This is a genomic window from Acinetobacter sp. GRABPA_MV_2, from assembly GCF_056725885.1.
The window spans coordinates 53252-71889 of sequence record NZ_JBWZNA010000012.1 but is presented as its reverse complement, the minus strand read 5'-3'; the positions used below and the strand labels follow the sequence as shown (position 1 = coordinate 71889).

General features: G+C 36.4%; 17 protein-coding genes. 9 read left to right on the top strand and 8 right to left on the bottom strand.

Features of this window, described 5'->3' with window-relative positions:
• Positions 1-17: 17 nt before the first annotated feature.
• Positions 18-1190 (bottom strand): isovaleryl-CoA dehydrogenase, encoded by a 1173-nt coding sequence (locus tag ACXM0J_RS11875; RefSeq protein WP_002114559.1) that lies wholly within the window; start codon positions 1188-1190, stop codon positions 18-20.
• A gap of 144 nt (positions 1191-1334) precedes the next feature.
• Here ACXM0J_RS11875 and ACXM0J_RS11870 point away from each other — a divergent pair, with 144 nt between their 5' ends.
• From ACXM0J_RS11870 to ACXM0J_RS11850, 5 genes are all read left to right on the top strand, one after another.
• Complete coding sequence (locus ACXM0J_RS11870; RefSeq protein WP_213034474.1) at positions 1335-1952, top strand: TetR/AcrR family transcriptional regulator; 618 nt, start codon at positions 1335-1337, stop codon at positions 1950-1952.
• Between the two features lie 110 nt (positions 1953-2062).
• A complete protein-coding gene (locus ACXM0J_RS11865; protein WP_086266180.1) occupies positions 2063-3757 on the top strand; it encodes an AMP-binding protein in 1695 nt (564 codons plus the stop codon).
• Positions 3758-3828: 71 nt separating this feature from the next.
• On the top strand, positions 3829-4500 hold the full coding sequence (locus ACXM0J_RS11860) for a class I SAM-dependent methyltransferase (protein ID WP_086266179.1): 672 nt from the start codon (positions 3829-3831) through the stop codon (positions 4498-4500).
• A gap of 279 nt (positions 4501-4779) precedes the next feature.
• Positions 4780-6069, top strand: a complete 1290-nt coding sequence (locus ACXM0J_RS11855; protein WP_086266213.1) for a DcaP family trimeric outer membrane transporter — start codon at positions 4780-4782, stop codon at positions 6067-6069.
• Between the two features lie 100 nt (positions 6070-6169).
• Positions 6170-7525 carry an MFS transporter gene (locus ACXM0J_RS11850; RefSeq protein WP_086266178.1) on the top strand — a complete coding sequence of 452 codons (1356 nt, stop codon included), beginning with the start codon at positions 6170-6172 and terminating at the stop codon, positions 7523-7525.
• A gap of 49 nt (positions 7526-7574) precedes the next feature.
• On the opposite strand, the gene ACXM0J_RS11845 is transcribed toward ACXM0J_RS11850, so the two are convergent.
• Positions 7575-8813 carry an SGNH/GDSL hydrolase family protein gene (locus ACXM0J_RS11845; protein ID WP_086266177.1) on the bottom strand — a complete coding sequence of 413 codons (1239 nt, stop codon included), beginning with the start codon at positions 8811-8813 and terminating at the stop codon, positions 7575-7577.
• 111 nt (positions 8814-8924) lie between these two features.
• Here ACXM0J_RS11845 and ACXM0J_RS11840 point away from each other — a divergent pair, with 111 nt between their 5' ends.
• Positions 8925-9830 carry a LysR family transcriptional regulator gene (locus tag ACXM0J_RS11840; RefSeq protein ID WP_086266175.1) on the top strand — a complete coding sequence of 302 codons (906 nt, stop codon included), beginning with the start codon at positions 8925-8927 and terminating at the stop codon, positions 9828-9830.
• Here the strand turns inward: ACXM0J_RS11840 and ACXM0J_RS11835 are convergent.
• Positions 9823-10125: a hypothetical protein gene (locus tag ACXM0J_RS11835; RefSeq protein WP_068565411.1), complete on the bottom strand. Its 303-nt coding sequence runs from the start codon at positions 10123-10125 to the stop codon at positions 9823-9825. The genes ACXM0J_RS11840 and ACXM0J_RS11835 overlap by 8 nt on opposite strands.
• A 905-nt stretch (positions 10126-11030) precedes the next feature.
• Here ACXM0J_RS11835 and ACXM0J_RS11830 point away from each other — a divergent pair.
• Positions 11031-11177: a hypothetical protein gene (locus tag ACXM0J_RS11830; RefSeq protein WP_171265353.1), complete on the top strand. Its 147-nt coding sequence runs from the start codon at positions 11031-11033 to the stop codon at positions 11175-11177.
• A gap of 193 nt (positions 11178-11370) precedes the next feature.
• Here ACXM0J_RS11830 and surA1 read toward each other — a convergent pair whose 3' ends face one another.
• The 3 genes from surA1 to ACXM0J_RS11815 all read right to left on the bottom strand — a co-directional run bounded on the left by surA1 (position 11371) and on the right by ACXM0J_RS11815 (position 12772).
• Positions 11371-11688 (bottom strand): surface antigen protein 1, encoded by a 318-nt coding sequence (gene surA1, locus ACXM0J_RS11825; RefSeq protein ID WP_033850237.1) that lies wholly within the window; start codon positions 11686-11688, stop codon positions 11371-11373.
• A gap of 115 nt (positions 11689-11803) precedes the next feature.
• Complete coding sequence (locus tag ACXM0J_RS11820; RefSeq protein ID WP_033850235.1) at positions 11804-12016, bottom strand: hypothetical protein; 213 nt, start codon at positions 12014-12016, stop codon at positions 11804-11806.
• A 279-nt stretch (positions 12017-12295) separates the two neighbouring features.
• Positions 12296-12772: a CinA family protein gene (locus ACXM0J_RS11815; protein ID WP_086266174.1), complete on the bottom strand. Its 477-nt coding sequence runs from the start codon at positions 12770-12772 to the stop codon at positions 12296-12298.
• A gap of 317 nt (positions 12773-13089) precedes the next feature.
• On the opposite strand from ACXM0J_RS11815, the gene ACXM0J_RS11810 reads away from it, so the two are divergent.
• A complete protein-coding gene (locus tag ACXM0J_RS11810) occupies positions 13090-14508 on the top strand; it encodes an iron-containing redox enzyme family protein (protein ID WP_086266173.1) in 1419 nt (472 codons plus the stop codon).
• Between the two features lie 41 nt (positions 14509-14549).
• On the top strand, positions 14550-16694 hold the full coding sequence (katE, locus tag ACXM0J_RS11805; RefSeq protein WP_086266172.1) for a catalase HPII: 2145 nt from the start codon (positions 14550-14552) through the stop codon (positions 16692-16694).
• A 56-nt stretch (positions 16695-16750) separates the two neighbouring features.
• On the opposite strand, the gene ACXM0J_RS11800 is transcribed toward katE, so the two are convergent.
• Both ACXM0J_RS11800 and ACXM0J_RS11795 read right to left on the bottom strand, forming a co-directional pair.
• Positions 16751-17629 (bottom strand): SDR family oxidoreductase, encoded by an 879-nt coding sequence (locus ACXM0J_RS11800; protein WP_086266171.1) that lies wholly within the window; start codon positions 17627-17629, stop codon positions 16751-16753.
• A gap of 139 nt (positions 17630-17768) precedes the next feature.
• A complete protein-coding gene (locus tag ACXM0J_RS11795) occupies positions 17769-18170 on the bottom strand; it encodes a DUF6367 family protein (RefSeq protein WP_086266170.1) in 402 nt (133 codons plus the stop codon).
• Positions 18171-18638: the final 468 nt, after the last annotated feature.

The following is an 18638-nucleotide window of genomic DNA, read 5'->3' as shown; positions in this document are numbered from 1 at the left end:
GTCCTTATTTATAATTATTATTTGGTTTCATTAAAGAGTTCGCGGCCAATCAGCATGCGGCGAATTTCAGAAGTTCCTGCACCAATTTCATAAAGTTTTGCGTCGCGCCATAAACGGCCAGCAGGGAATTCATTGATATAACCATTACCGCCTAAAGTTTGGATTGCTTCACCAGCCATCCATGTTGCTTTTTCGGCAGCATATAAAATGGCACTTGCAGCATCTTTACGTAGGCTGCGGTCATGGTCAGCTTTATCACATGCAGCACCAACAGCATAAACAAGAGCTTTACATGCCAACCAAGTTGAATACATATCGGCAAGTTTGCCTTGCATAAGCTGGAATTCACCTAAAGCTTGTCCAAACTGTTCACGTTGGTGTAAGTATGGAATTACCACATCTAAACAAGCATCCATAATGCCTAAAGGTCCGGCACTTAAAACTGCACGTTCATAGTCCAAACCACTCATCAGTACTTTTGTGCCGTTACCAACACCACCGAGTACGTTTTCAGCAGGTACTTCTACATTGTCAAAGAACAGCGGGTAAGTGTTAGAGCCACGCATACCGAGTTTGTCTAAGTGGTTGCCGTGACTAAAACCTTTCATGCCTTTTTCAATTAAAAAAGCAGTCATGCCTTTTGCGCCAGCTTGTGGGTCAGTTTTGGCGTAAACCACCAATACATCTGCATCACCGCCGTTAGTGATCCACATTTTTGAACCATTTAAAACGAAGTGATCACCTTTTTGTTCAGCACGTAATTTCATGCTGACGACATCAGAACCCGCATTTGGTTCAGACATCGCAAGGGCACCCACATATTCACCGGAAATTAATTTTGGTAAATACTTTTGTTTTTGCTGCTCGTTACCGTTACGGTTAATCTGGTTTACACATAAATTAGAATGAGCACCATAAGAAAGACCAATGGCTGCCGAAGCACGAGAAATTTCTTGCATAGCAATAATATGAGCTAAATAACCCATATTGGCACCGCCATATTCTTCAGAAACAGTCATGCCTAAAAGGCCCATATCTCCGAATTTTTTCCAGAGATGTGCAGGGAATTTGTTGTCTTGATCAACTTGTTGGGCAATTGGTGCAATTTCCTTTGCACAAAATGCTGCCACTGAATCTTGAAGCGCAATTAAAGTTTCATCTAGACCGAAATTCAAGCTGCGTAGGTTCATGATATCTTCATCCTATTGGTTATATTTGTTGTCCATAAAATATTTTGTGGGTATTTGATAATTACCATACAATGATTTTTCAAAAAAGTGAATACTGATTCATAAAATGATTTACAATTCATTTTATTTGTTAGAGAATAAATTATGAGCTATAAACGATCATCTTTAATGCAAGAACGGATGGAACAAAATCGTAAGTCGATTTTGAGTTCAGCCAGAAAGTTAATTTCAGAGGGAGGGTTTAAAGACGCGCAAATACAAACAATTGCAGAGCAAGCGGGCGTATCAAGTGGTCTGGTTTATCGCTACTTTGATAATAAAAGCCAAGTGCTGATTGAGGTTTTGTCCGAAGCCATTAATACGGAACTATTGGTGATTGATTCGATTACTGAAAGTGACTTATCGGCAAAGCAGAAATTACATAAGGCTGTGGCAACCTTTGTAAAACGGGCACTGAATAGTCCTCAGCTTGCATATTCACTCATGTTTGAACCCGTCGATTCAACGGTTGAACATGAGCGTTTTCGTGTGAAGCAATTGATTAAACAAAGTATTAAAAAAATACTTGCGGATGGAAATGCAAGTGGTGAGTTTGTCTTGGATGATTTAAATACAGCAGCACTGTGTGTTGTCGGTGCCATGACCTATGTGGTGGTTGAACCCCTAGACCCAGCTCAAAATACAAAGTTTGATCATGCGCATAAAGACTATTTTTCAAAACAGATTGCTGACTTTTGTGTAGATGCTGTGCATAGGAAATAGGGCATATAAAGGATAAAACAACACAAAGAAGGCAGTTTAGAAAAATAGTTGCAGTAACAACAATTAGATCAGGTAAGAAGAGAATTAGAAGAATCAAGGAGAATGATTCAATGCAACAAGAACGGTTAAGCTACGCCTCGGGACCAAGCACACAGCCCTTATTGGGTATGATCATTGGTGAACAATTTGATCAGGCTTGTCGGCAATATGCTGAAAAGGAAGCAATCGTTAGTTTTCATCAAAACAGACGATTAACCTATAAAGCTTTACAAGATGAAGTAAATGCTTTTGCTTGTAGCCTTTTAAAATTGGGATTAAAAAAAGGTGATCGATTAGCGATCTGGTCACCTAATTGTGTGGAATGGACGGTAACCCAATTTGCAGCTTTTAAAGCAGGGATTATTTTAGTCAATCTCAATACAGCTTATAAGAGCCATGAACTTGAATATGTGTTGAATAAAGTCTCATGCAAAGGATTGATTATTGCTTCTCAATTCAAAACGACTGATTACCAAGAATTACTCACAAAAATTGCCCCTGAGTTAACCACCTGTACTGACAAAGTGCTCAGTTCAGCACGATTACCACATTTAAAATTTGTCATTAAAATTGATGACCAGCATCATATGGGTATTCATCGCTTTAGTGATTTAGTCACTACACCAACTCCTGAACAGCTAGAAGAATTAAAACAATTAGCCAGACAGCTCCAGTTTGATGAAACCATTAATATTCAATTTACTTCAGGTACAACGGGTAATCCTAAAGGGACCATGTTGACCCACCATAATATTTTAAATAATGGCTATTTTGTCGGTGAAGGCATTCGTTTAACCCCTCAAGATAAAGTCTGTATTTCTGTACCGTTGTTTCATTGTTTTGGCATGGTGATGGGGAATTTAGCCTGCGTTACGCATGGTTCAACCATGGTTTATCCATCGGCGGTATTTAATCCTTTAGAAACTTTAAAAGCGATTCATCAAGAGCGTTGTACGGCAGCTTATGGCGTGCCCACCATGTTCATTGCAACCTTAGAACATGAACAGTTTAATGAGTTTGACCTGTCGAGCTTAAGAACGGGCATTATGGCAGGTAGTCCTTGTCCAAGAGAAATTATGCAGCGGGTTATAGACCGCATGCACATGTCTGAAATCACGATTTGTTATGGTATGACTGAAACCTCGCCAGTGAGTGTACAAAGTTCGGTAAATGATTCGATTGATAAACGAGTAAGCACAGTTGGGCATGTCCATCCGCATGTTGAAATTAAAATTGTCGATTTAGAAGGGCAGATTGTTCCGCAAGGAACTTTGGGTGAGCTATGCGTTCGCGGTTATTCAGTGATGGCTGGCTATTGGGGCGAAGAAGAAAAGACCCGTGAAGTGATTGATGCTGCTGGCTGGATGCATACAGGTGATATTGCCGAAATGGATCAAGACGGTTTTATTAAAATTAAAGGCCGTATTAAAGATGTGGTGATTCGTGGTGGGGAAAATCTCTTTCCAAAAGAAATTGAAGATTTCTTATACACTCATCCAGATGTAAGCGATGTCCAAGTCATTGGCTTGCCAGATGCCAGATATGGCGAAGAACTCTGTGCTTGTATTATTTTGCATGAGCATCATCAAATTGATGAAGACAGCATTCGCCAATTCTGCAAAGAGCATATTTCTCATAATAAAGTGCCGCGCTATGTCCGATTCTTTAATGAGTTTCCAATGACAGCTTCAGGCAAAGCGCAGAAGTTTAAATTGCAGGAAATTATGCGAGCTGAACTTAACTTAACTGGAAATGTCTTTGACTAAAGAGGTTAAAAGTTTGGTCAAAGTGCAGCAAACTATAAGTTGAAAGGCAGCTTAAATAGAGGATAAGCAAAATGGCAAAAGACTTTAATAGCCCAAAGGTAGTCGAAGGATATGACGAACATATTCGTAAATTAATTCCGGGTTATGAGGTGATCCATCAACAGGTGGATGCCATTTTGCAATCAGTGTTACCACCAAATGCTCATATTTTAATTGTGGGTTGTGGCACGGGGTATGAACTCGAATATTTACTTAAACGTTATTCGAACTGGAAATTTACAGCAGTTGATCCATCTTTGACTATGCTGCAAAAAGCTCAGGAACAGGTTGAACTTTTAGATAAATCTTCTCAAGTCACCTTTGTTCACGGTGAAACGTCAGCTTTACCTCTTGAGAATTGCTTTGATGCTGCACTTTCTATTCTTGTGGCTCATTTTATTGCAGATGATATAAAACCTGTTTTCTTTAAAGATATTTATGATCGTTTAAAAGAAAAAGCTGTTTTGCTGACCTACGATTTAATGACGTGTGTAAATCCACAGCATCTTCACGCTTTACGTTATTTATGCTTGGCACAAGGTTTAACAGAAGAACAATGTCAAAAAATGTTAGAGCGTATGGCGCAAGACTTTTTTAGCCTAACCACTGAAGGATATATAAAACTTTTAGAAAAAACTGGTTTTGAAAGTGTGCAGCCTTATACACAAATTTTGACGTATCAAGGGTTTATTGCAAAAAAATAATAGATTTCGGAAAGCGTTAATACGGATATAAAACCTGCATATTCTCAATGAGGAAGAGAATATAAAAACTGAAAAAAATTAGAAGATTTAGCTTTACTTAAAAACAAATTAAAAGTGGTTTTCAGGCCGCTTTAGGGAGGTTTTGTCTAAAAAATATGATTGAAGGTCTTTCTTGTGAAAGAAAAGCAAATTTTAAGCACCTATTTTAAATAGGTACATAACAAAAAGGATGTCGAGATCTTTAAGTCGAATTAAAGATCAAAAAAGGAAAGTTTTATGATAAATGCTTTAAATACAACGGTTCAAAAAAGCCTGTTGGCTGTTTCTGTGACCCTGTTTGTGTCTTCTGCTTTTGCAGGTCAAACAGATCCTGAAATAGCACAACTTCGCCAAGAAGTGAAAGAGCTTCGGGCTATGTTACAAGCCAATATGCAGGCGCAAAAATCTTTATCGCAAGGACAAGTGGAACTAGCAAATTCAGCGACTCCTCAAGCCGCAACCGTACCACCAATACAGCAAGGTTTAACCAAGTCTGGTGCAGAATTTAACTTATATGGTTATATACGGGCAGATGCTTCTTATCAAATGAAAGGGGCATCTACGATGTATAACAATATTAGCGGTGTTCCACTCGAAAATACGCCAGAAGAATCTGCTCAAAAAGACCAGTTGCACAGCACCGTTAATGTGACACGTTTCGGGCTGAATTTTAAAACCCCGACGGCCGCGGGTGAGGTGGGCGGAAAGTTAGAAATGGACTTCTTTGGGGCAGCCACTCGTGATCAGTTTCGAATACGCCATGCTTATTTAACGTTTGATAAATGGCTTATCGGTCAAACGTGGTCAACATTTATCGCACCTGAATATTATCCGGAAACGATTGATGCGGGAACATTTGTAGGCAGTGCATTATTAAGATCACCGCTAGTTCGCTATAGCGATAACTTAACGGCAAATACAAGCTTTGCAATATCGGTTGAAGATCCGAAATATACTGCGACCTCAGACCCAGATAATAAAATGCGCTTACCAGCCTTGGTAGGACGCTTAAATCATAAATTTGCCAATGGCTCGATGTTGTCGGGACGTAGTTTTGTTGCTGAAAAAAGAACTAATCATGATGAGGAAGTCGCTTGGGGCGTAGGCTTTGGCGGTAAATATCAAATTACACCCGATACATTACTCAAAGCCGATTATTACCATGTCAAAGGAGATGGGCGTTTCCTGCTATGGAGTAACAGCGGCTATGCAATAGATGATCAAAACAATATGCATAGCAATGAATTTGATACCGTTTCTTTAGGTATTACTCATCAATTTACACCGCAAATTCGCTCGACTTTAGGCTACGGCTATATGAAAGCCAAAGATGATAACCGTTTTGCTGAATTACAACGTAATAGCACCACTCAAAACAAAGAGCTTTGGCAAAGCTGGGTGAATGCACTTTATAACCCATACAAACCAATTACCTTGGGCGTCGAATATGTGTATGGCGAACGAGAAACTTTTGATGGACGTAACGGGATTGATAACCGCTTCAATATGATGGCGAGTTATGACTTTTAATTTATTCAATAAAACCTTGAATAATTTGTTTTTTCTTTAGGGTGCAGTATGTCGTTTTAAAAAATTGAATATGAATTTATCTCACAAAGGAGGTGAGTAAATGACAACATCTAAATTAAATGTAAATGAAGTTATTGATCAGGCCAGATTTACCCCTTTTCACTGGAGTATTTTACTTTGGTGTTTATTAATTATTATTTTTGATGGTTACGATCTGGTGATTTATGGCGTTGTATTGCCTTTGCTAATGCAAGAGTGGTCGTTAACAGCTGTACAGGCGGGGATGTTAGCAAGTACGGCCCTATGCGGAATGATGTTTGGGGCAATGTTCTTTGGAACACTGGCAGACAAAATAGGCCGTAAAAAGGTAATTTTAATCTGTGTGACTTTTTTTAGTGGTTTTACCTTTTTAGGTGCTTTTGCATCAAGCCCACTTGAGTTTGGGGTACTTCGGTTCTTGGCGGGATTAGGTATTGGTGGGGTCATGCCAAATTTAGTTGCACTTACATCCGAATATGCACCAAAACGTATAAGAAGTACGCTGGTGGGTAGTATGTTTAGTGGTTATGCAATTGGGGGAATTCTTTCAGCATTAATAGGGAGTTATTTGGTTGAAAGTCAAGGATGGCAAATTATGTTTTTAATTGCCGGTATTCCACTATTTTTATTACCTGTCATTTGGAAGTTTTTACCTGAGTCTTTAACCTTTTTAGTTAAGACGGGTAAGACTGAGCAAGCACAGCGCATTATTCAAAAGATTTCACCTGAACAAAACCTAACGATCACTACGCACTTAGTACTTAATGAGGATAATGTACCAACAGGTAGTTCTGTAAAGGGATTATTTCAGCAAGGCCGTGCTTTCAATACACTCATGTTTTGGCTCGTATTCTTTATGTGCTTACTCATGGTGTATGCCTTAAGTAGCTGGTTACCAAAACTCATGCTGGCAGCAGGCTATTCGCTCGGAAAGAGTATTTTATTCTTGCTTGCCTTAAATGTGGGGGCAATGATCGGTTCAATCGGTGGCGGTATTTTGTCTGATAAATTCCATTTAAAACCTGTAATTATGGGAATGCTACTGGCAGGTGTTGTCGCTTTAGTCGGTTTAGGTTTTAACTCACCAGCCTATGTTTTATATGGTTTAGTGACTGTTGCAGGAGCAGCAACAATTGGTACTTCAATTCTTCTTTATAGTTATGTTGCACAATATTATCCATTAAGTGTGCGTTCTACTGGAATTGGCTGTGCCTCTGGTGTAGGTCGAATTGGGGCTATTGTTGGGCCTATCTTAACGGGCCTGTTATTGGGTTTAGAGTTACCACATAAGATGAATTTTGTGATGATCGCAATTCCTGCAATTTTAGCGCTTTTCGCCGTCATGGTTTTAAGACGATATGCAGCTGAAAAACAGCCTATTACACCAAAACTTAATGTCGAGTTAGAGGGTAATTAATCCATATTGATACAGGTAGGGAGCAAATTCCTACCTGTATCAGGACATTTTATTTATGGAGTAACTGTTTTATATCAACCAGATTTGCCATTTGTTGATTACCACGGTCATTCGGATGTAAATGATCACCCGAATCATAAATTGGATTTAATCGATCGGGATGTTTAGGGTCTTTTAAGCCTTGCTCAAGATCAAGTACACCGTCAAATGTATGGCTGGTTCTGATCCAATGATTAATGCGCTGGCGTAATTGGTCTTTATTCGGTTGATAGTAGTTATCAAGAGGAGTATTGGGTAAAGCTCCCGAAAATGGTAATAAGGTTGCTCCAAACACTTGAATACCTTGGCGATGTGCTTCATCTACAACACGTTTATAACCTTGGGTGAGTGCTTCAAAAGTCGGTATTTGTTGTTTAGGTGCAAAAGCAGTACCGGGCCATGAAATATCATTAATACCCACCAGAACAATTAATGTTTTTACACCTGAATATTGAAATACTTCTTTTTTCAAACGATCTAAAGCACTGTCACCCATACCGTCTGTGAGTAGTCGATTTCCTGAAATTCCACTATTAATGACCGCGACTTGATGTGGCGATAAGCGCTTAGCTAAAAAGTCGGTCCATCGAGTATTTGCATCTAAAGTTGCAGTTGCTCCATCGGTAATTGAGTCTCCAACAACTGCAACAACATGGGCTTTATGCTTTGGTTTTACTTCTACAGCCGACAATAATAATCGTGCAGTTGTGGTTTTGGCACTGCTAGGCGTATTTAAGTTCGCAGTCTGGTTGCCTGTAATGAGCCAACTGGTTTGTTTCGCATCCCAATGAAAAGTTTTAAATGTAGTTGGCCTCTGAATAAAGGTATTTACCATTAACTGTGCATGATCGGGAACAGGGAGCTGGATTGGATCACTGATCAGTTGTTTGCCAGGTAAAATTTGTGCTTTAAGCTTTCCAGAAAAATAAACTGGATAAGCACTTTTTGATTTAAGACTTTGTCCTTTGACTAAGCCCACAGTAGTTTTATCAATATAAAGCGGTTGATCCCCATATTGATTTGTAAAAACAAGCCTAACCGCTTCACCACCTAAACTAATTTGACTGATTTGTTTGATAGTCTGATTAGATATTTGCTCTGGAATTAGGGTTGGAAAAACGAAATCTTTATTCCAGACTTTTTGTGGACTAGCTGCCCAAGTGGTAATCCATTGGCTCTTTTGTACTTCTGCGTGTGCAAAGCTCGTAAATAAAACGAGAGAGAATAGTGCAGATTGATAAAGTTTCATCTCTTGAACTCTTTAAAACGAATTAAAGTTATCTTGAAACAAATTGCTGGCTTGTTATAGCGACATAAGCGGAATAAGATTTGTGAAATAGATTCATAAATAGATTTCGTTATGTCATATTTTGATGTTAATCGCTCTGGTGAGTTGGCAATTTTTATTCGAGTAGTCGAATTAGGAAGCTTTTCAGCAGTCGCAAGAGCTTGTGACATGACGCCGTCTGCTGTGAGTAAGTTAGTTTCTCGTTTAGAAAAAAGACTTGGAGTTAGGCTACTGAACCGTTCAACACGCCAATTTCAACTTACCAGTGAAGGTTGTCAGTTTTATGAGCAAGGCATTCAAATACTCAACAATTTAGATGAACTAGAACAATCAGTTACGGCAAATCACATGCCAAAAGGGCGAATTAGGATCCATACCAGTTTTTCATATTGGACACACTTTTTATTGCCTTGTATTTCTTTATTTAACGAGTGCTATCCACAAATTGAATTAGAGGCTCATTTGAGTGATGAAGTCATTAATTTAGTTGAGCAAAGAATTGATGTCGCAATTCGAACAGGGCCTTTGAAAAGCTCAAATTTGGTTGCTCGTTCACTCGGAAGCACTCAGAAACATTATGTATGTTCACCTACATATATTGAAAAGAATGGTTGTCCGCAGCATCCAGAAGAGTTATACGAACATCAGCTTTTAGATGTGAGTTATCAACGCCAAAACAAAACGTGGCTCTTTAAAAAAGATGTTCAAGAAATCACACTTACACCAACCAGAGTTTTAAAAGTAAATCATGGAGAGGCAATCTTACAATTAGCGCTTGCAGGAGTTGGTATTGCACAGCTTAATGAATTCCAAGTCCAAAAAGCTTTAGAACAAAAACAGTTGGTTAGAATCCTTGAAGATTGGAATATCAATGCTTCGGAAGAATTCCATGCTGTTTGGATAGGACATGATAAATATGTCCCTAAGCGTGTAAGGGCCTTTCTAGATTTCTTAGTAGAGCATGCGAATATTAGTTAATTAAACTTTTTCTGGCACTTAACTGGCATTGGTGCATTGTTTCATTCATTGTTTCCACAAAGTGCATATCCGCATCAATATTTTGCAAGCTTACTTTAGGTAAGTTCTCAACAAATTGTGGCGAATAATGTTTTTCTAAAGAGTTATAAATACAGTTGCATTGTGAAAGTGCACGACCAGCCCAAACACAATGTGTATTAAATTCATTTTTACTAATAGATCTGCAACCTAATAAACTTATAGAACTTATTAATAGGGTGCACACTAAAACAATACGATATAAAAAAAACATCATTATTGCTCTTCATTGGTTGTTGTTATCGTTAAGTCATGTTTATAGAAATTTTCTAGTCTCTATCCAGCTTTAAATATGGAAATATTTACTCTGAAAAAAGAAGAAAGCAGAAACATAAAAAAATAGAGCTTTTTCTTGAAAATAGTTTCAGCTAAATCGATAACGTAATGAAGAGTAGATGAAATAACAGGATATAAAATAATAGTCATTAGAGACTCCTTGATAAAAGAAGTTGCGCCCAATCACTGCTATTAATTATGGTGGTGAAACGAAAGAGGGTTAGCAGACTGATACCTAAGAAACCAGCACACCCGAAGGTGTCCCACTCCCGTTCCTCCGTCAAAGGCACGAGGGGCTACACACCAAAAAACTCGTTTTTAGTGCGCTTAGGTAGACGGTCTGCTAAAACCGACTGACAAAATAGGTCAGCCGGAGCATCATAAGCTGAGCCTTAAAGCGGGTCAATTGCAAAAATAAAAGATTGGTTTATATAAACAAATATTAATATTTTTAAATTTTCATTAATAAAATAATGAGTTATTTACAATTGGAATTATTGAATAATGGTTCAATATGATTATAAAAATAATTTTTAATGTTTATATATCAAATATTTATTAATTGTTTATTTATATAGTGTTCGTGTTCAATGACTTGACTAAACATAAAGCAAAAAAGAGTAACCAAATTTAATTTTATGAATATGGCGTAATTAAATAAATAGCTATTGCCAAATTTTAAATAAAATATCAATTGCAAGAAGAGTAATTTTTTATCATTTATTTTATTCAAGTTTTTACAAAAGCTTGCACAATCTACAAAACTTAAGAGAACCACAGCGGTAGGCCAACATAAGATAATGTTATTCATAAGCCTACATCTTAAGATTTATAAGGGTGGCCTCAATGTTAAGAATTTTTTGTGCAGTGAGTATGGTTGTTGCAATCGCCATGGGTATGAGCGCTTGCCAAGATCGAAATTCAACAGATGATGATGGAACACATGGCTCTAATGATCCAACCACTTCTCAACAAATAGATAAAAATTCATAATTTTTTATTTAAGGAAACTCATAGTTATGTGGGTTTCCTTAACTTTTTTCTATAAAGTATGTAACATAATAAAAAATGAAAATATAAAATTAATCAATTGGTTAGTATTGTTTAATACACACATCCACAAAAAAAAGCTTATTTCCCAGGGCCAATAGGAAATAAGCTATATGCTTTGGAGCAATTAAGGATGTCACATGTCATCCCATGCATCTTTAATGGCTTGTTTTGCATGTTCCCATTTTAATCGGGATTCAGCTTTGAGTTCTTCCCACTTTTGTTGCAAGCTACCTTCCATATCTTCAAACTGAGTTCCTTCTTTAGATTCTGAACGGGCACGGTGACCTAGTTCATAAGCTGCAGAAAAGTCACGATCATAATCCAGATCTGGCGTAGTTAATTGAGCTTCTTGATAATAAGGTCGAGTAAGATAACTTTCTCGCCAGCGAGAGTCAGAATAATTATGGTCGCCAGCTACTAGTCGAGTATGGTCTGTATTTTGATCTGTCATCAGTTTTTCCTCTTCTCTTATTTAATTTTATGCTTATGTTAAATTTAGGAAGGTGAGAGCACCTTCCTAAATAAAATGAATGACCGCATCAAATGACATTTAAGTCGGCAACGGATTAACGTTGCTGATTATTGTTATTTGAGTTTTGTTGGCCTGAATCTTTTTGATTAGAGCCTTGTTGTTGGCGGCGGTTGTCATTTTGCTGTTGTTGCTGATTGTTCTGTTGCTGTTGATTGCCTTGCTGCTGTTGGTTGTTGCGGTTGTCGTTTTGCTGTTGTTGTTGCTGTTGATTATCGCGTTGATTGCTTTGATTATTAGTAGTGCTCATCTTTAATTACCTCATATCATTTATGATGTGTGTTTTATCTGAGAGCTTCAGATAGGTTCATTTAAACATGAATTTTTTTAATGTGTAGCTTTGGGGTGTTACCCTATATTTAAATGTAAATTTAAAAATTAAATAAAACCTTGATTTCTATAAAATGTAATTTTAATGATTAAACATAATTAATATGAATATAGTTAAAATTACATTTGGGTACACAGAGGTTAAATAAAAGCTATGATCATTTCTAAATATGTATTTGTTATCTTTTATGAAGGAAAGCTATTTTTTATTATCTAATATTATATATTCTATATCTTGAGTAATGTAATAGAGCAGTTGTCTAAGTTTAAGATAGGGTAATCCTTTAAATATACGTCTAAAATTATAAAAATTATTTTTATAATAAATACAATAAAAAAAGGTGCCTACAGGTTTTTCTTTATTTTCAGAACCTCCTTTTTTTAATAATCCAGTACAAGCGATATAAAGGTCGGCATTTATCAGTTCTTTCCCTTTTTTGATCATCTCTACAGTAACTTGCATCGACTCAGGTGTATATTTTTCAATGAGTTCAGGTAAAATATGAAGTGTATTTTCTTTAACACGTAAGTCGTAACTGACTAAGCTCCCAATAAGAATATCACCTGAATAGGGACTCAAAGAAAAGCGGTAAGCTAAATAACCTGCCGAAGCACTTTCAAAAAATGCGATTTTAACTTTTTCTTGTGCTAGTAATTTGCAGCATGAGTTAAACATTTGTATTCTCCTTACAATTGTTTTTAATTTAGTTATAAGATTATTTTTAATTTGTTTTTGTTAAGTTTTTAGTCTTTATAATTTTAAAAGTAACTCAAGTGTAATTAAAATTTATAATTTATATATTTTTTTATAAAAGCAAATATTTAAATTATTCTAAAGTTGAGAATGTAAGTTTTTGTTGTGTTTTATGTTGTTGAATTTTAATAATTTAAAAATTATATGTTATTTCTTGATAACGTAATATAACAAAGATGGGCTGGGATTATGGTTTTCATAAAGTATGGTGGTTTATATCTCACTAAAGGAGAATAGAAATGCCTGTTGTAGTGAAAAAAAGATTATTAGACCTATTACAAGATAATCAACAGAACTATTACGAATTATTTGTTTTTTTCCTTGATCCTGATATTTCTAGTTTTGAAAAAGAGAAGAAAGCAAGAGATTTTCTTAATGAAGAAATAGATAAAATAGATCAAAAGGAAATTGATTTTCCTGCAACTATAAATACAGTTAAAGAATGGTGTGAAAACGACAATAAACAAAATTGTGAGTTATTTCAGGCTTATCTAAACCGTAGACAAAGTGGGGGTGAGAGAGAGTATTTCCAGAATGTCGGTCAGGCATTTGAATTTTTAATTAAAGTTTCTCCAACTAAAAAAGTAGACGGTGCATGGCTATATAGCTCAGTTCACTACTGGAACGATCCGGTTTTTCATGACCTTATTATTACTTATCTAGAAGAGCTGGGACTCGGTGAGCCGAAAGCAAACCATGTCTGTATCTATGATGATTTGTTACGTAGTCTGGGGCTTGATAGTTTTGATCTACTTTTAGAGGATGAATACTATCATAATGCCGTGATTCAGCTGGCGCTTGGTTATGCTCCACCTGAGTTTATTCCCGAAATTGTCGGCTTCAATTTAGGTTATGAGCAACTGCCACTGCATTTACTCATTAGTAATTATGAGCTTGCAGAATTGGGTATTGATTCTAAATATTTTAATTTGCACATCACTATCGACAATATTGATAACGGACACGCAGATAAAGCAATTAAAGTTATAGAAAATATTTACGATAAATACAGAGATAAAGAAGCTTTCTTTAATAAATTAAAACGTGGTTTTGCTCTTAATAACCATGGCGTTTCTTCTTCAAAAATTATTAAAAATTTAAATCTTGAAGATTTAGTCCTTAAAATTTTAAAAAGAAAAGCGCTCGTGGGGCAGCTTATTCATAACGAAACTAGACAGTTTGGATGTAAAACTATTAACCAATGGTTATCAAACCCAGAAGACGTTAAAGGCTTGGTTACACATCTCATTGATCATAAGTGGATTAAATTGAACACCGACCCTGAGCAGAGCGTGTTCTGGCGAATGATTAATGAAGAAAATGGAAAAATGTTTGGGGTATTTAACCCTGTAGAACGTCAAATTATTCATGACTGGATTGCTGGTAGTGATCATTCTTCTAACTTCTTGGCCTACAGTAGGGAACTTAAGAATAGTCAGCGTATTCAAGATTATCTGTTTAGCTATATTTCTGATGGCGAACTTGATGCACTCCAAGAGCGTATACGTCAGACACCTGATCTTGCCATAAAAATATGCAAGCTGACTCCGTTTTTGGCCCCAGATTCACACCATAAAAGCATTGGTCTTTGGAGCACACGTAAATATGTCGAGCTCCTTTTTCCATATTTAAGTTCCTTTAACAAAACTAACTCTTGAAGTTTTTAATTCACCCCACGTTTAACTTTAAAACATAGGTAATGAACATGACTGATAATGTTAAATCAACAAATAAAACAAGTGAAATGGCTGGTGCTGACGCTGCAAATAAAGCCAATACTACCCAAAAAACTGAACAATTAGACTCAGTCAGAGACGATGCAACCAATGAAGCATTAACCACAAATCAAGGGGTTAAAATTGCTGATAACCAGAATAGTTTAAGAGCAGGTATTCGCGGCTCGACATTATTAGAAGATTTTATTTTACGAGAAAAGATTACTCATTTTGACCATGAACGTATTCCTGAGCGTATTGTGCATGCGCGTGGCGTGGGTGCTCATGGTTACTTTCAGGCTTATGAAGGAAATGAACGCTTAACAAAAGCCGGTTTTTTGACTGACCCAACCATTCAAACTCCAATTTTTGTACGCTTCTCAACAGTGCAGGGACCACGTGGTTCTGCTGATACGGTTCGTGATATTCGTGGTTTTGCCATTAAATTTTATACCCAAGAGGGTAATTTTGATTTAGTCGGCAACAATGCCCCAGTATTTTTTGTGCAAGATGGCATTAAGTTTCCAGACTTCGTTCATGCTGTAAAACCTGAACCAGATACAGAAATGCCAACAGGAGCATCTGCACACGATACTTTTTGGGATTTTGTGTCTTTAGTACCTGAGTCAGCACACGCGGTGATTTGGGCAATGTCAGACCGTGCAATTCCACGTAATTTACGCTCAATCCAAGGGTTTGGGGTTCATACATTCCGTCTTATTAATGCCGAAGGAAAATCACATTTTGTGAAATTCCACTGGACACCTAAACAAGGTTTAAGTGCTTTAGTTTGGGATGAAGCTCAAAAGCTTGCTGGTAAAGATCCAGATTTCCACCGTCGCGATCTTTATGAAGCTATTGAAAATGGGGTTTATCCTGAATGGGAACTCGGTGTACAAATTGTTGAAGAAGAAGACGAGATGAACTTTGACTTCGACTTATTGGACCCGACAAAAATTATTCCTGAAGAGTTGGTTCCAGTGACACCAATTGGCCGATTTGTTTTAAACAGAAATGTAGATAACTTCTTTGCAGAAACAGAGCAGGTGGCTTTCTGTCCGGGACATATTGTGCCAGGAATTGACTTTACAAACGACCCGCTTCTACAAGCACGTCTATTTTCATATACCGATACACAGTTAAGCCGTTTAGGTGGACCAAACTTCCATCAAATTCCGATCAATAAACCTGTGTGCCCATTCCACAATAATCAACGTGATGGTATTCACCAGCATACGATTCATAAAGGGCAGGCTTCATATCAACCAAACTCAATTGATAATGATTGGCCAGCAGAAACCCCACCTGCTGCTTCAAACGGCGGTTTTGAAAGCTATCCTGAACAGATTAGCGGACACAAACTTCGTCAAAGAAGCGAAACTTTTTCTGATCATTTTTCTCAACCGCGCCTTTACTACAAGAGCCTTGCCCCTCATGAGCAAAAGCATGTGGTCGATGCCTATACTTTTGAATTAAGTAAAGTGCAACGAAAACATATTCGTGAGCGTCAAGTTCAACAAATTTTGGCAAATATTGATCTCGACTTAGCACGACAAGTAGGCGCTAATTTAGGAATTGAAGTGCCTGATTTGACGCTAGATTATAAAAAAACTGCAGTTGAAAAATCGGCTAAACTATCTTTCTTGGCTTTCCCGCCCCAAGATATTCAAGGTCGAAAAGTTGCAGTACTCATCCATAATTTAGTCAAATCTGATGCATTAGAAGCTATGAAAAACTGGGCAATTAAAGAAGGGGTGACTCTTCATTTATTAGCGCCAAGCTTAGCTCCTGTAAAAGATCATCAAGACAGTATTATTACGGCTGATGGCATGCAGATGGCTGAACCGTCAATTGCGTATGATGCAGTGATTATTCCTGATGGCGATAACTTAAACGCTGTCATGCAAGACGGAGTAACTCGCCATTATCTATTAGAGGCTTACAAGCATTTAAAACCAATTGCGTTTTTAGGTAATAAATCTGATTTACTTGAACCACTAGGTTTAGTTCCCGATGAAGGCACTCTAGTTGGAGATGAATTCCAGCCGATTGCTGAAAATTTCAAAAACCTGATTATGGCTCATCGTGTTTGGTCACGAGAACAAATAGCTGCTCAGATACCGGCTTAACAAACAAAAAAGCCCTGAAAGTTTTAACTTTCAGGGCTTTTTTTATATCTTAGGGATTAACCATTTACGATTTGACCACCATTTACATGAATGACTTGACCTGTAATGTAACTTGCATCATCTGAGGCAAGGAAAAGATAAGCAGGTGCAACTTCACTTGGTTGTCCCATTCTTCCCATTGGGGTATCTTTACCAAACTCCTTAACGGTTTCTGCATCGAAACTGCTTGGAATTAAGGGGGTCCAGATGGGTCCCGGCGCAACACCATTCACGCGAATTCCTTTTTTCTGCTTCATTAAATTGTTCGATAAACTACGCGTAAAAGTAGTAATCGCACCTTTGGTACTTGCATAATCAATGAGCTCATCATGGCCTTGGTAGCTGGTAATACTGGTTGTATTAATAATACTGTCGCCTTCTTCCATATAAGGAATGGCTTCTTTAGTAAGATAAAACATTGGGAAAATATTAGTTTTAAAAGTTTTTTCTAATTGCGCATTACTAATGCTTTCAATTTCTTTTTGTTGATATTGCACACCAGCGTTATTCACTAAAATGTTAATTTTACCGTAATGTTGTAGAACTTTATCAATATCGAGTTTTGCAACATCTAGATCAGAAATATCACCTTTTAATAAAAGACAATGTTGTCCTTCTCTTTCAACGAGTTGTTTAGTGATTTCAGCATCTTGATCTTCTTCAAGATAAAGTATTGCAATATCGGCACCTTCACGGGCAAACAATACTGCGACAGAACGCCCGATACCGCTATCGCCACCACTAATAACGGCAACTTTACCTTTTAGCTTATCGCTACCTTTATGTGAACTTTTTATAATCTCAGGTTCAGGGTGCATTTTTTCCTGATCGCCTGGTTGATGAGATTGAACTTGTGCGGGGGCAGATGTTGGATACTGGTTTGTTGAGTTTTCCATTTTTAAATACCTCGGTTGTAATATCTAATTTTCATATAGTGAGCTGTTACCGCGTAAATGTGAGTAAAATGAATTTTTTAATAAGTTGTCTTTGTTATTTTATTTATAAGGATGTAAAAAAATATTTTATATTTGAGGGTTAAATAATATCGATTAACTTGATTTTGTTTTTATCAATCATGCTTTCAATAATAGATCTATTTCCTGTATCCTCTAACCAGTTTTCTATCGGTATATTATTAGATAATTCTAATATTTTTTTAATAATTTCTTTTGCTTCATCTATATTTTCTGAATTTTTATTATTTTTAATAGCTATATTATCTAGCAACAGTTTTATATTTTCATGTTCTATATTTTTTGACTTAATAATGTATAAATCCCTTTGGAAAGGATGACTTGCATGAGGTGGGTCTAATCTATAGCTCCATTCTTTGTCATAGTCCTGCCATGAGTTTTTGGACTTAATATGTCCTAGTAAAATTTCAGGAATAGAAATATGGATATATTGTAGAGCTGACTGTTGATTTTTTAATTGCATAGTTAAGTTACTCAAACCATCTTATTAAAATTATTTTTAAATATTCATATAAATCTCTCAAGTAAATTAATTCTGAAAATGTAATGATATATGTTATTGTTTTTTAATTAAAATAATTGTTTGCTTGTTATTTTCTCAATAGGCCTGATGTTGTGTTATTCTACTGTTTTGTACATTTTGAAATTTTTTGTTATCAGTTAAATTATTTTAACTATGTTTGTAAAAATATATTGTAGTGTGCCCTTAGGTAATAATGAGTATATCCAATATTTAAAGAGTAAAATTATTAATAATTAAAATTTTTAAAATATTTTAAAAATAATAACCTTATAGGAAATTTCATTTTTAGATTGATATACATTTAAAAGGATTGATACATCACTAGGGTGGGAAAATATTATAGATATTCTATTGTTATTAAATCCGTTAACCAAAAGCGGTAGTGACTATAATTAAATATAGGAAGAT